The organism is Kitasatospora sp. NPDC022785 (genome assembly GCF_055561295.1).
On sequence record NZ_JBVHHB010000030.1, the window covers coordinates 45,054 to 58,903 of the forward strand.

At 72.6% G+C, this 13,850-nt stretch carries 10 protein-coding genes; 5 read left to right on the forward strand and 5 right to left on the reverse strand.

Annotated elements, in window-relative coordinates; all coding sequences use genetic code 11:
• Positions 1-96: 96 nt before the first annotated feature.
• Entirely contained in the window at positions 97-1,080 is a 984-nt protein-coding gene (locus ACZ3YO_RS33770) for an EamA family transporter (protein ID WP_465577133.1), read from the forward strand.
• Here the strand turns inward: ACZ3YO_RS33770 and ACZ3YO_RS33775 are convergent.
• Genes ACZ3YO_RS33775 through ACZ3YO_RS33785 form a run of 3 tightly spaced genes read right to left on the reverse strand, consistent with a single transcriptional unit; the run spans position 1,017 to position 4,175 of the window.
• Positions 1,017-1,238, reverse strand: a complete 222-nt coding sequence (locus tag ACZ3YO_RS33775; RefSeq protein WP_465577136.1) for a hypothetical protein — start codon at positions 1,236-1,238, stop codon at positions 1,017-1,019. The two genes, ACZ3YO_RS33770 and ACZ3YO_RS33775, sit on opposite strands and share 64 nt — an antisense overlap.
• Positions 1,239-1,279: 41 nt before the next feature.
• Positions 1,280-3,784: an HAD-IC family P-type ATPase gene (locus ACZ3YO_RS33780; RefSeq protein ID WP_465577139.1), complete on the reverse strand. Its 2,505-nt coding sequence runs from the start codon at positions 3,782-3,784 to the stop codon at positions 1,280-1,282.
• 52 nt (positions 3,785-3,836) lie between these two features.
• Complete coding sequence (locus tag ACZ3YO_RS33785; RefSeq protein ID WP_465550327.1) at positions 3,837-4,175, reverse strand: DUF2530 domain-containing protein; 339 nt, start codon at positions 4,173-4,175, stop codon at positions 3,837-3,839.
• Between the two features lie 256 nt (positions 4,176-4,431).
• Between ACZ3YO_RS33785 and ACZ3YO_RS33790 the strand changes: the two genes are divergently transcribed.
• Positions 4,432-5,892: an NCS2 family permease gene (locus tag ACZ3YO_RS33790; protein ID WP_465577142.1), complete on the forward strand. Its 1,461-nt coding sequence runs from the start codon at positions 4,432-4,434 to the stop codon at positions 5,890-5,892.
• A gap of 97 nt (positions 5,893-5,989) precedes the next feature.
• Here ACZ3YO_RS33790 and ACZ3YO_RS33795 read toward each other — a convergent pair whose 3' ends face one another.
• Positions 5,990-7,006, reverse strand: a complete 1,017-nt coding sequence (locus ACZ3YO_RS33795; RefSeq protein WP_465577144.1) for a hypothetical protein — start codon at positions 7,004-7,006, stop codon at positions 5,990-5,992.
• 185 nt (positions 7,007-7,191) lie between these two features.
• Entirely contained in the window at positions 7,192-7,635 is a 444-nt protein-coding gene (locus ACZ3YO_RS33800) for a VOC family protein (RefSeq protein ID WP_465577255.1), read from the reverse strand.
• A 158-nt stretch (positions 7,636-7,793) separates the two neighbouring features.
• Between ACZ3YO_RS33800 and ACZ3YO_RS33805 the strand changes: the two genes are divergently transcribed.
• The 3 genes from ACZ3YO_RS33805 (at position 7,794) to ACZ3YO_RS33815 (ending at position 13,826) form a co-directional block, all read left to right on the forward strand.
• Positions 7,794-8,696: a DUF4231 domain-containing protein gene (locus ACZ3YO_RS33805; RefSeq protein WP_465577147.1), complete on the forward strand. Its 903-nt coding sequence runs from the start codon at positions 7,794-7,796 to the stop codon at positions 8,694-8,696.
• 103 nt (positions 8,697-8,799) lie between these two features.
• Entirely contained in the window at positions 8,800-9,267 is a 468-nt protein-coding gene (locus tag ACZ3YO_RS33810) for an effector-associated constant component EACC1 (RefSeq protein WP_465577149.1), read from the forward strand.
• 5 nt (positions 9,268-9,272) lie between these two features.
• The gene (locus tag ACZ3YO_RS33815; RefSeq protein WP_465577152.1) at positions 9,273-13,826 is read left to right on the forward strand and encodes a caspase, EACC1-associated type; all 4,554 of its coding nucleotides are present in this window, start codon (positions 9,273-9,275) and stop codon (positions 13,824-13,826) included.
• Positions 13,827-13,850: the final 24 nt, after the last annotated feature.

The window sequence follows — 13,850 nt, forward strand, 5'->3', positions numbered from 1 at the left end:
CTTCGGTTTTCCGCCTGTCGTGATCCCGCCGCCCAAGCTATCTCGACCACCGGCCCGGCGCCTGTGATCGTGATCGCGGAACGGAGGAACTCCCTGATGCCATCCACGACCCTGCCGGCGACTCTCCCGGTGCGGGGCGCCGCGCCCCTGCTCGGCTATGCCGCCCTCACCGCCGCCCTCGATGTCTACGCCGGCAACCGGCTCCAGTCGGTGGACCCGCTGGCGCTGGCCGCCGTCTCGTTCACCCTGGCCGCCGCGTTCTTCCTCGGCCTCGAAAGCGTCCGGAACGGCCCGGCGCAGGCTCTGCGGCCGCTGCGGGCGCACCGCGGGGACGTGCTGGCGGTCAACCTCTCCACCGCGGTGACCTGGCTCTCCATGCTGTACGCGCTGAAGTACCTGGAACCGGCGGTGGTCAACGTGGTGGGGCTGGCGATCGGCCCGGTGCTGACGGTGCTCTTCGGGCCGCTGCTGCGGCGGGGCGCGGTGGTGTTGCGGGCCGAGGCCGTGGCCTCCGCCGGGATCGTGCTCAGCCTGGCGTTGCTGGTCTGGGGCTCGCTCACCGGCCGAAGCGGGGTCGGCGGGGTGGGCGCGGGCGCGGCCCTGCTCGGGCTGGCGCTCACCGTGGTCTGCGGCTGCGCGGTGACCGCCAACGTGCTCTACTCCAAGCGGCTCAGCGAGGCCGGGCTCGGGCCGCGGGCGGTGCTCTCGGTGCGGTTCTTCCTGACCGTCGGGGTGACGTGGGCGGCGGCGCTGCTCGGCGGGCCGGAGCGGATCGGCCCGGCGGCGCTGCCCGGCGCGGTGATCGCGGTGATCGGGGTCGGTCTGCCGCTCTACCTGATCCAGGTGGGCATCAAGCACACCGAGCCGATCACCGCCTCATTGCTCAGCGCCCTCTCGCCCCTCTTCGCCTACCTGCTGCAACTGCCGGACCGGCGGCTTTCGCCGTCCCCTCTGACGCTGCTCTGCGTGCTGGGCATCACCGCCATGGTCGGCCTGGGCGCCGCTGCCCGGGCCCGCTACGGCAGGGTGCCGCGGGAACCCGGCGTCCGCCCCGCAGCGCGTGAGAGCAGCCGGCGGTAGATCCCGACCGTGCTGCTCAGCCACGCCGCCGCCAGCAGCACGGCCGCGGCGTTCCGGTGCCAGGGCGCCGGTTCGACCAGCGCGCCGATCCCCGCCAGCGCCAGGGCCAGCAGCCCGGTCGCCAGCACCCCGCCCAGGAAGGCGGTGAACGCCTCCAAATCCCGCTCCCGGTAAGCCAATACGGCCACCCCCCTCCGGGTCAATCATCCACCTTCTGGCGCATGACCCGCCAGGTCACCTCCAGCGTCACGTCGGCGATCACCGCGATGCCGACGCCGATCCACGGGTCCCGGGTGCCGGAGAGGGAGAGTTCGAAGAAGCCGGAGAGGAACGGCACGAACAGCACCAGCGCGAACGCCCCGCACATCGTGCCGATCAGCAGCAGCCGCCACCAGTTGTACGGCCGGGCCACGATCGCCAGCACCCAGATCGCCACCAGGAACAGCGTCAGCGTGGCCACGCTGGTGTCGGACTCCAGATCGGTGGAGTGGTCGGCCCGGGCCAGCGCGTAGGCGACGAAGGTGGCCGTCCCGGCGATGATGCCGCCGGGGACGGCCAGCCGCAGCACCCGGCGGACGAAGCCGGTGCGGGCGCGTTCGTTGTTGGGCGCCAGCGCCAGGAAGAAGGCCGGCACGCCGATGGTGAGCGTGGAGAGCACCGTCGAGTGCCGGGGGAGGAACGGGTACGGCGAGTGGGTGAAGATCACCAGTAGGGCGAGCAGCACCGAGTAGACCGTCTTCACCAGGAAGAGCCCGGCCACCCGCTCGATGTTGCCGATCACCCGGCGGCCCTCGGCGACCACCGACGGGAGGGTGGCGAAGGAGTCGTTCAGCAGCACGATCTGGGCGACCGCCTTGGTCGCGTCACTGCCGGTGCCCATCGCCACACCGATGTCGGCGTCCTTGAGCGCCAGCACGTCGTTGACGCCGTCGCCGGTCATCGCCACGGTGTGTCCGCGTGACTGCAGCGCGCCGACCAGCTCGCGCTTCTGCTGCGGGGTGACCCGGCCGAACACGGTGGTCCGCTCCGCGGTGTCGGCGAACTCCGCCGGCTCGCCGGGCAGCGTCCGGGCGTCCAACGGGTGGTCGGCGCCGGGCAGGCCGAGGTGGGCGGCGACCGCGCCGACCGAGACGGCCGCGTCGCCGGAGATCACCTTCGCCTGGACCTGCTGGCCCTCGAAATAGCGCAGGGTGTCGGCGGCGTCCTCACGCAGGCGCTGCTGCAGCACCACCAGGGCGAGCGGCTGGAGGTCGGCGGCCGGGTCGGGGGCGTCCAGCGGGACGGACGTACGGCCGAGCAGCAGCACCCGCAGGCCCTTGGCGCCCAGTTCGTCGACCTCGTCCAGGGCCCGGTGCCCGGTGGGCAGCAGCACGTCCGGCGCGCCGAGCAGCCAGCTGGCCTCGCCGCCCTGGGGCTCCAGCAGCTGCACGCCGCTCCACTTGCGGGCGGAGGAGAACGGCATCGCCTCGATCACCCGCCAGCCGCCGCCGGTGCCGTCGTTCCTGCCGTAGGCGTCGATCACGGCCTGCATGGACGGGTTGGGGCGGGCGTCCGCCCCGGCCATCACGCCGAGCGCCTGCCTGATGACCGCCGGGTCGGCCGGGATCCTGCGGGCCGACGGGGCGTCCGGCCGCGGGTGGTCGTCGGCCTCGGCGGCCTCCGGCAGGGCCCGCAGCTCGACCACGTCCATGCCGCCCTCGGTGAGGGTGCCGGTCTTGTCGAGGCAGACGGTGTCCACCCGGGCCAGCCCCTCGATCGCGGGCAGCTCCTGCACCAGGCACTGCTTGCGGCCGAGCCGGACCACGCCGATCGCGAAGGCGACCGAGGTCAGCAGCACCAGCCCCTCGGGGACCATCGGCACGATGCCGGCCACCATCCGGCGGACCGCCTCCCGCCAGTCCCGGCCCTCCACCGCCAGCTGGCTGATGATCAGGCCGATGGCGGTGGGGATCAGCAGCCAGGTGATGAACCGCAGGATGGAGTCGATACCGCTGCGCAGCTCCGACCTGACCAGGGTGAACCGGCTCGCCTCCTCGGCCAGCTGCGCCGCGTACGCCTCGCGGCCCACCTTGGTGGCGGTGAACGCGCCCGCGCCGGCCACCACGAAGCTGCCGGACATCACCTGGTCGCCGGGCTGCTTGAGGACGGGGTCGGGCTCGCCGGTGAGCAGCGACTCGTCGATCTCCAGGCCGTCCGCCTCGGTGACCTCACCGTCGACGATCACCTTGTCGCCGATGCCGAGCAGCACGGTGTCGTCCAGCACGATCCCGCCGGTGGCGATCTGCTGGACGGTGCCGTCCCTTCGCACCTGGGGTCTGGCCTCGCCGATCAGTGCGAGGCTGTCCAGGGTCTTCTTGGCGCGCAGCTCCTGGACGATGCCGATCGCCGTGTTGGCGACGATGACCAGGCCGAACAGGCCGTCCTGGATCGGGCCGACGATCAGGATGATGCCGAACATCACGCCGATGATCGCGTTGAACCGGGTGAAGACGTTGGCCCGGACGATCTCCCGGGTGGAGCGGCTGGACCGCACCGGAACGTCGTTGACATCTCCGCGGGCGACCCGCTCGGCGACCTCGGCGCTGGTGAGGCCGCCGCGCCGCCCGGGCAGCAGCCCGAGCGGGTGGGCGCCGTCGTGCTCCCGGTCGCGGCCGCTGTCCTGGTCGCCGGGCGTCTCTTCCGCGGGCTGCGCAGGCTGCGTCATGGCACCGACTCTACGGGCGCCTTATGTCCGATGCGTGCTACTAAAGGACTCTTCAGTCCGACCGGGTGGCCGGGTCCGCGCCGTTGCCCGTCGCGTCGTTCCCGGGCGTGCCGTCCCCGGGCGTGCCGGCTCCCGCGGCCTCGGTCTCGGCGGCGCGGCTGCGGGCGATCGCGTCCCGGCGGGCGCGGCAGTACCAGAGGCCGATCAGGCCCAGGCCGGCACCGGACAGGCAGATCCACGGCCAGCTGCCGTGTCCGTGGTCGGAGAGGGTGCCCTGGAAGGGGAGCAGCGCCAGGAAGGCGACGAACCACAGCACCGTGCCGCCGCCGACGATGGCGACGTCGTTGGCCTCCAGCGGCGGGGGCGAGGGGTGCAGCGGGGTCTTCGGCATGGGCCCTAGCGTACGGCGCCGGGGCTGCGAGTCCGACTCCCGGCGGCTCACGCCCGGTCGTCCCTCGCCCGTGATCGCCCCTGCTCGATCTACGCGCGAAGATAGCGCGCATGCGATCGGGGAATTCATACTGAGCATTCCGGTTGGCCGCGCCATGCCCAGGACGCCTGAGTTCGTGCCCGTCCCACCGGGCCCGCCCGGCCACCGTCGCTCCGGGCGTTCACCCTCTCCTCAGCCCCCACCAGAGGACGCACGCATGCCTGTGGCCCAGCCGACCACCGAGTCGCCCGAGCCCGCCTCCACCGCGCCGAAGCCCCCCACCGGCGCCCTGGACCGTTACTTCCGGATCACCGAGCGCGGCTCCACCCTGCCGCGCGAGGTCCGCGGTGGCATCGCCACCTTCTTCACCATGGCCTACATCCTGGTGCTCAACCCGATCATCCTGGCCAGCGCCACGGACATGAACGGCACCCACCTGGACAGCGCCCAGCTGGTCACCGCCACCGCCCTCACCGCCGGGCTCACCACCCTGCTGATGGGCGTGATCGGCAACGTCCCGATCGGCCTCGCCGCCGGCCTCGGCGTCAACACCATCGTCGCCCTCCAGCTCGCCCCCAAGATGACCTGGCCGGACGCCATGGGCATGGTGGTGCTGGCCGGCTTCGCGATCATGCTCCTGGTCGCCACCGGCCTGCGCGAGCGGGTCATGAACGCCGTCCCGCTCGGCCTGCGCAAGGCCATCGCGATCGGCATCGGCCTCTTCATCAGCCTCGTCGGCCTGGTCGACTCCGGCTTCGTCAGCCGCATCCCGGACGCCGCCCACACCACCGTCCCGCTCCAGCTAGGCGGCAACGGCCACCTGCTCGGCTGGCCGGTGCTGGTGTTCGTGCTCGGCCTGGTGCTGACGCTGGTCCTGATCGTCCGCAAGGTGCCCGGCGCGATCCTGGTCTCCATCGTCGTGATGACCGGCCTCGCCGTAGTGATCGACAAGCTCGCCGACATCCCCGCCCTCAGCTGGGGCCTCACCGTTCCGGCCTGGCCCGGCAACCCGGTGGCCGCCCCCGACTTCGGCCTGGTCGGCAAGGTCAGCCTGTTCGGCGGCTTCGAGAAGGTCGGCGTGCTGACCGGCGTGCTCTTCGTCTTCACGGTGCTCATGTCGTGCTTCTTCGACGCGATGGGCACCATCCTCGGCGTCGCCGACGAGGCCCACCTGCTGGACGAGAAGGGCGACCTGCCCGGGATCAACAAGATCCTCATGGTCGACGGCATCGCCACCGCCGCCGGCGGCGCCACCTCCTCCTCCGCCAACACCTGCTTCGTCGAGTCCACGGCCGGCGTCGGAGAGGGCGCCCGCACCGGCTTCGCCTCGATCGTCACCGGCCTGCTCTTCGTGGTGGCCCTCTTCCTCACGCCCCTCGCCACCATGGTCCCCGCCCAGGCCGCCACCCCGGCCCTGGTCGCCGTCGGCTTCCTGATCCTGGCCAACTCGATCAAGGAGATCGACTGGGCCGACTACACCATCGCGATCCCGGCGTTCCTGACCATCGTGATGATGCCGTTCACGTACTCGATCACCAACGGCATCGGCTTCGGCTTCATCACCTTCTGCATCCTGCGCGTCGCCGCAGGCCGGGGGCGTGAGGTGCCGGTCGCGATGTACGCGGTGGCGGCGGTGTTCGCGTTCTACTACCTGATGCCGGCCCTCGGCCTGCTCTGATCAAGGCGGACTCCGTACCGGGCCCTCTCCCCCGACCGGGAGGGGGCCCGGTCTGTTTCTCCGCGCGGGCGTCCGCAGAAACAGACCGCGCCCGGGTTCAGTGGAGGCCCCGGATTTCGCGGTAGACCGAGCCCAGGTAGTCCGGGAAGTCCCCCACCAGTCGCTGGTAGTCCTGCCGCCACTGGTCGATGTCGGACTGGTCGACGGGCTGTCCGAGCACGGTCGCCAGGTGGCGGGCCAGGAACTCGTCGTCCTGGTCCGGGGTGAAGGTCACCCTGCTGCTCGAAATCTCGAACCTGCGGGTCAGTTCGAGGCGGAGCGTCTTGTAGAGGAAGGAGTTCGCGGTGAAGCGCAGTGACTCCGGCATCTCCTTGGCCTGGGACTGGGGGCCGTGGTACCAGGAGATGTAGACGGAGTCGTCGAACATCTCGTAGCGGTAGACGGCCGTGTCCTCGACGTGCAGCAGCTCGACCGGGCAGAAGCGGCGGTAGTCGAAGAGCGACACGATGCTGACGATCAGCTCGTGGCGCAGCTCGGTTTCGAGCTGCTGGAGTTCCCGGTCCGAGAACCGGTCCCAGTGGACCCTGTCGGCGGCACGCCGCTGGACGGCCCGGGAGTCGCTCGGGTTCAGCATGGCGACCTTCACCTGCTGGGGGTACTGGTTCGAGGCGCGGAGCCGCGCTGCCACGTAGCGGGCGCTCGGGCCGCGGAAGGCGCAGAAGCCGGTGGCCTCCAGGCTCCTGGTCATGTCGATGTTGAACCGGTTCCCGTACCTGCCGTCCGAGGGATTCAGGGCGGGGTAGAGGGCGATCGGCAGGTAGTCCTTGTTGCCCTGGGCGACGGTGGCCGTCAGCTCGCCCGACAGCTCCGCGAAGCTCTCCTTGAGTGACTCCTGGAGGCTCTTCTCCTGGATGCGGGTGCTGAACGCGGTGAAGATCAGGGCGAACAGCACGCTGCCGATCAGGCTGAGACCCAGGTTCGAGAGGATCTGTCGGGTGGTCAGGCCGGGATCGGCCTTCATGAGCAGGAAGCCCGCGAACAGGGCCACCAGGCAGGCCAGGAAGAACGCGTAGTTGACCAGGGTCCTGCGGGTGTCCTGATGCCTCGCGGCCATCGGCCCTCCTGTCTGGGCGCCGGCACCTCGGGCGGTCAACTTATCCGAGACAGGGCAGGGTTGGAGGCCGGAAGGGCCACATTGCCGGTCGGGGGCCCGGCAAGCAGGGGGTGGGGCGACCGCCGGCGCCCCGGAGCGGGAGGCCGGACCGGACCGGCTCCCCGCCCCGGGGGGCGAGGTGCCCGCTACTGAACGCAGAACTCGTTGCCCTCGGGGTCGGCCATCACGACGTGATCGGTGCCGGGCTCCTTGACGTGGCGCAGGGCGGTGGCGCCGAGGGCGGTCAGCCGCTCCACCGTGGCGTCGCGGTCGGCGGGGCCGGGGTGGAGGTCGAGGTGGAGGCGGTTCTTGACGGTCTTCGGCTCGGATACCTGCTGGAAGAGGAGGCGGTGGCCGAGGCCCGTGTCGCTGACGGGGTCGAACGGCTCGTCGGGGTGGCGGACGGCGGCCAGGGCGCGGAAGGCGGGGTGGCCGTCGACCTCGGTGAGGAGGTCGGGGGTGACCGCGCCGGCCGACACCAGGCGCTCGATCAGGGTGCTGTGGTCCTCGACCGTGTAATCCAGGGCCGCGGCCCAGAAGGCGGCCTGGCGGTGCGGGTCGGCGCAGTCGATGACGATCTTCCAGTGCATGGGCATGTAACCGTGTATATCGGTTACCCCGGGCACGGGCAATCACCGGCGGGCGGAAGGTGTCAAAAATGGGACTGTGTAGGCCAGTTGGTGGTGGGCATACTGCCTGGACGGGAGACGCGGAGGGGGCTCGACCGATGGTGCAGGAAGATCCGCCCGTGGGCGATGAGGCGCGGCTGCTGCCGGAGCTGTTCTGGACGGCCGACCGGGCCTCGGTGGACGGGCAGCGGCAGACGCTGCGCTGGTACCGCGGACTGATCGCGATGCTGGTGATCGCCGCGGTGGTGGGATCCCTGCCGGGCCCGGAGCACCGCGGGGACGGCGACATCACGCCGCTCTTCTCCGTCGTGGCATTCCTGGTCGCCGGCTACTTCTGGTCGCGGCTGCGCCGCAGCAACCCGCAGGGCCGCTGGTACGAGGCCCGGGCGGCGGCCGAGTCGGTGAAGACCCTCGCCTGGAAGTACTCGATGCGGGCCCGGCCGTTCGACGGTGCGGCGGAATCGGCGGAGGTGGACCGCGGTTACCTGCTCCAGCTGGAGGACGTGCTGCGCGCCTTCGAGGACCCGGAGATCGTGCCGCCCGGCACCATCCCGGAGATCACCCCCGAGATGCGCCGTGTCCGCTCCGCCAGCCTGGTCGCCCGCCGCACGCTCTACCTGCGCACCCGGGTCGAGGGCCAGCGCACCTGGTACCGCTCGCGGGCCGAGGCGTGCGAGTCGCAGGCGGTCTCCTGGGGGCTGGGGGTGGCGGCGCTGATCATCATCGGTGCGGCGGCGGCGATCGCGCAGGCGGTCGGGGCGCTGCCCGTCCACGTCTTCGGCGCCAGTTCGGCGGCGGCCGCCGCGGTGATCGCCTGGACCCAGCTGAAGCAGCTGCGCCCGCTGGCGGCGGCGTACCAGCTGGCCGCGCGCGAGTTGGAGAACGTCGGCAACCAGCTCTCCGACCTCGACCTGAAGGCCCCGGACGCCGAGCCCCGCTGGGCCCGGCTGGCCGCCGAGGCGGAGGACGCGGTCTCGCGCGAGCACACCACCTGGCGCGCCCGTCGGGCCTTCCCCCGCTGAGGGGGCCGTTGGTGCCCTGGGGCGAGAAGGTCGGGATGTCGAGGCCGGGGGTGGGCTCGACTCTTTCGCGGAAACGGAATGTGATGTGACGTCGGATCCAAGGGTGTCGATCTCGGTGTGGTCGGACGCGGGGGAGGACGCCTCGGGCGGGCTGCGGAGGTGGCTCGACCGGCAGCCCGAACTGCGCGGCGTTGTAAGGCGGGACGACACTGCCGTACCACCGCCCGGAACGATGGGCGGCGCAGGTGAGCTGTTCCTCGCGGTGCTCGCCCCCGGCGGTGTCGCCGCCGTCCTCGCGACCGCGGTGGTGGCCTGGGTGCAGAACCGCCGCGGCGGCCAGAGCGTCTCGGTGACGGTCACCAGGCCGGACGGCGGTCAGGTGACCGTGGCCTCGGATCGGGTGCGCCCGATGAACCCGGAGCAGCTCGCCGAGCTGACCCGGCGGATCGCGGACGTCATCGAACCGGGGCAGCCCTCGGCCGAACCGCCGCTGTCCGCTGTGCCGCCGACCGCTGTGCCGCCGTCCGGGTCGCCGCCGGCCCCCCGCGGCCTGCCGCCCGTGCGGGGCTGACGGCCGTGGCACCCCCTGCGCCCCGCCGCTCCGAGGGCTTCGCCGTGCCCGGAGCTCGGGCCGTTGTCGTCGGCACCGCCCGGCACGCAGCGGCCGTCGTGCCGGACGGCGCCGCCGCCCTGCCGAGGCTGCCCGACCTCCCGAGCGCCGCCACCACCGCACGCGACATCGCCGCCGTCCTGCACGAGGTGTGCGGCATGGCGCCGGACCAGATCACCCTGCTGGTCGACCCGCCGAACGACGGCGTCGTGGTCGCAGCGGTCGAGGAGGCCGTCGCCGAGGCGCGCGGCCCGGTGCTGTTCTACTTCGTCGGGCACGGACTGCTCAGCGCCGGCGACGAGCTCTACGTGGCGACCAGCGCGAGCACCGGGGCGGGCCGGGTTGCCTACGCGGTGCCCTTCCAGTCCGTCCGGGACCCGCTGAGCGGCTGCCTCCAGCCCACGGCCGTCATCCTGGACTGCTGCTTCTCCGGCCTCGCGGACGTGGGTGGGGGTTTGCGCCGGGACCCGTTCGTCTCGGCACGCCCGCGCGGTAGTTTCCTCCTGACCTCGGCCTCGGGGTTCGACCGCTCGTACGCACCCGAGGGCGAGCGGCACACCCGGTTCAGCGGCGAGCTGTTGCGGCTGCTGGGCGAGGGGCACCCCGGCGCGCCCGCCTGGCTGACGCTGGAGGACGTCTACGCCCGGCTCGACCAGCAGTTCGCGAATACCGACGTCCGCCCGCACCGGCAGAGTTCGGACCGCGCGGGCGAACTCGTGCTGGCACGGAACCTCGGCTACCCCCTTCCCCCGCAGCCTGACCGCGACCAGGAGCCGGTCCGGAACGACGGGGCGATCTGCCCGTACCCGGGTATGGAGGCGTTCCGGCCGGAGGAGTACGACTACTTCTTCGGCAGGGAGGAGCTGGTCGGGCAGCTTCTGGCCGAGGTGCTCCGTCCGGCCGGGCAGGCCCCGCCGGTCGACGGTGCCGCGGAGGGGCGGGCCGCCGTGGACGGCGCCGCCGAGGAATCGCCGGGTCTGCCGGTCATGCTGGTCGGCGCGTCCGGTGCGGGCAAGTCCTCGATTCTGCGTGCCGGCCTGCTCCCGGCGCTGGAGCGCCGCTACGGTGCGGATCCCGCAGTGCCCTGGCCCGCCCTGTTGCTGGAGGCGCCGGGCCCGCGCCCGCTGCGTGCGCTGGCTGCCCGCTGGGCGCAGGCCCTGGACCGGCCGGTGGCCGACGTCGAGGAGGAGCTGGCTGCCGGCGCGGTGCCCGCGGGCTGCCCCGTCCTCCTGGTCGACCAGTTCGAGGAGGTCTTCAGCCGTTGTCCGGATGAGCAGGAGCGGGGCCGCTTCGTCGCCGCCCTGTGCGAGGCGGCCGCCGCCGGGGTGCGGGTGGTGATCGCGCTGCGCGCCGACCGGTACGACAGCTGCCTGGACCATCCGCAGCTGGTCCGGGCGCTGCACCGACGCCAGGTGATCGTTCCGCAGATGGGTGAGGACGGTCTTCGGGCCGCGATCGAGGGCCCGGCCGCGCAGACCGGCCTGGCGCTGGAGCCAGGCCTCACGGACCTGCTGCTGCGCGACGCGGGAAGGGGCGGCGGACCGGCCCTCGGCTCGGCCCTTCCGTTTCTCGCGCACGCACTGCGTCAGACCTGGGTACGGCGGTCCGATCGCACCCTCACCCTCGCCGGGTACGCCGCGACCGGCGGCATCTGGGACTCGCTCACCCACACGGCCGAGGCGATCCACGACGAGCTGGACGAGGAAGGCCGGGCACTTCTGCGCGACCTGATGCTGAGCATGATCCAGCTGCCGGACGGCAGGGAGGGGGCGGTACGCCGGCAGGTCCGGCTTCGCGTGCTGCGGGAGGGCAGGTCGCGCGAGCAGCGGGAGCTGCTGGCCCTGCTCCTGGACCGGCTGGCGGCGGCCCGGCTGGTCACCGTCGGCCGCGGCAGCGCCCAGCTCGCGCACGAGGCCCTGCTGCGCGCGTGGCCGCGATTGAAGGGCTGGATCGAGGCGGACAGAGCCGACCTGGTGAAGCGTCAGCAGTTGGCGTCCGCCGTCGATGCCTGGGACCGCTCCGGCCGTGACCCGGCCTACCTCTACGTCGGTACCCGCCTGGCGGCGGCGGCCGAGTGGGCGACCGACGAACGGGCGGCGCGGCTGCTGCGGACGGTGGACGAGCGGTTCCTGCGGGTCAGCCAGGCCGCCGAGCAGGCGGTGCAGGCACGTGAGCTCCGTCGGGTCCGGGTGCTGCGGCGCCTGCTCGCCGTGATCGCGGCGGCGTTGTGCGTGGCGCTGGCGGCCGCCTACCTGGCCCGGCAGCAGCAGCTGACGGCGCAGGAGCAGCGTCAGGCCGCCACGGCCCGGGTGCTGGTCTCCGACGCCCGTGACTTGCGGGACGTCCAGCCGGAGAACGCGATCGCGATGGGGCTTGCCGCCGTACGGCTGGACTCCGCCCCGCACACCCGGGCCGGCCTGGCCACGACGCTCGCGCAGTCGCGCTTCCTGGGTGCCCGTGTGGAGTCGCCCGCCGACCCGGTCGACTTCGTCGACGAACCGGCGTTCAGCCACGACAGCCGGCTGCTGGTGGGCGTGACCCGCACCGCCGTCGTCCTGTGGGACGTCGCCGATCCCCTGCACCGGCGCCGTCTGGCGGAGCTGCCGGTGGACCGGGAGCGGGTCACCGGGTTCGGCTTCAGCCCCGACGACCGGACCCTGGTGGTGCTGGAGACCGGCCGCGACCCCGCCCGGGTGAGGACGGTGACGCTCTGGGGCCTCGCCGATCCGGCCCGTCCGGTCAGGAGCGCGGTGCTGGACCCCGGGCTGACCGAGGGGGCGGACAGTGTTTCGTTCAGCCGGGACGGCACGATGATGGCCGTCGTCGGGAGTGTGAAGGACACGGAGTGCGGCACGCTGACGCTCTGGGATCTGCACGACCGTACGAAGCCGGTCAGGGTGACCCGGATGTCGGACCTCTACGACTGCGACACCGTCTCGCTGAGCCCGGACGGCCGCACGCTGGTGATCGGCGACGGCATGATCAAGTTCAGCAGCGACGTGCCCGATCCGGACTCGGTCGTCAAGCACTCCGGCATGACCGTCTGGGACATCTCCGACCCCACCCGGCCGAGGCGGCTGAAGCGGATCGACGGCTGGTCCGCCGGGCTGGTGTTCAGCGCGGACGGCCGCCTGCTGGTGACCCGTTCCGGGATTCGTGTGCGGCTGTGGGACATGGCCGACCCGGCCGACCCGCGGGCGCTCTCCACCGTGGCCGATCACACGGACGACGTCTCGGCGCTGCGGTTCAGCCCCGACGGCCGGCGGCTGGCGAGCGGGGACGGCGTGGGGACCGTCGTCGAGTCCGATGTGACGGACCCGGCGCATCCCCGGGTGGTGGCCACCGTCACCAACCGGGAGAGGGGCATCGAAGCCCTGGCCTACAGCCCCGACGGCCGGACCCTCACGACACTGGACGGCCAGAACCGCCTGACCGCCTGGGACGTCGGCAAGCACACCGAGCCCACCCTCCTCGGCCGGGCGGACCTCGGGGCGTCCGGGCACGGGATCGCGTTCACGCCGGACGGGCGGTTCGCCGCCGTCGGCACCGCCGTTGAGACCGTCGAGCTGTGGGACCTCTCCGACCCGCAGCACCCGCGGGCGGCAGCCGCGCTCACCGGCCACACCCGGATGGTCGACACCGTGGCGTTCAGCCCCGACGGCACCGTGCTGGCGAGCGGCGCGGTGGACGAGACCATCCTCTGGGACGTCACCGACCGCGCCAGCCCGCGCCTCGCCGTCACCCTGCCCGGTACGCGGGGCAACGCCTCGGTCGGCTTCACCCCGGACGGGACGACGCTGATCACGTCCGGGGCCGCGAACTCGTTCGCGTCCGGCACCTCGGTGGTGTGGGACGTCAGGGACCGCGGCCGGCCGGTGGCCGCGTACCGCCTGGAGGGAGCCAGCGCGACCGCCCCGGTCCGGATCAGCCCGGACGGCCGGCTGCTGCTCGTCCCGCTCGACACCGGTGGGAACTTCACCAAGCCCATGTCGGCCGTGTTCCGCCGGACGCCGGACGGCGGATGGAAGGCGGTGCAGGACGACGGACATCCCTACGGGGTCGGCCAGGGTGCTTTCAGCCCGGACAGCCGAACGCTGGCCGTGACCAAGGGCGGCGCGGGCGTCGTCCTGTGGAACCTCGCCGACCCCGACAGGCCCAGGGAGGCCGCGCAGCTGGCCGACATCAGGGACAGCCACGCGGTGGCGTACCACCCCGGGGGCAAGCTGGTGGCGGGGGCGAGCTCCGCCGGCGCGATCGCCGTCTGGGACGTCGAGGCTCCCGACCAGGCCTTCCTGCTGGCGCGGCTGAGCATGTCGACGGGCGGGGAGGTCGGTTTCAGCCCGGACGGCCGGTTGTTGGTGGGTGTGTCGGACCGGACGCTGCAGGTCTGGGAGCTCGGTGACCTCCCCGCGGTGGCGGCCGACCTCATCGGGCTGGCGTGTCACCGGCTGAGCGGGCAGCTCCCCGACGAGCTGTGGAAGAAGCACGCCCCGGGTGTCTCGCAGCCGAAGCTCTGCTGACCAGGTGCGTCGCCCCGGACCGGG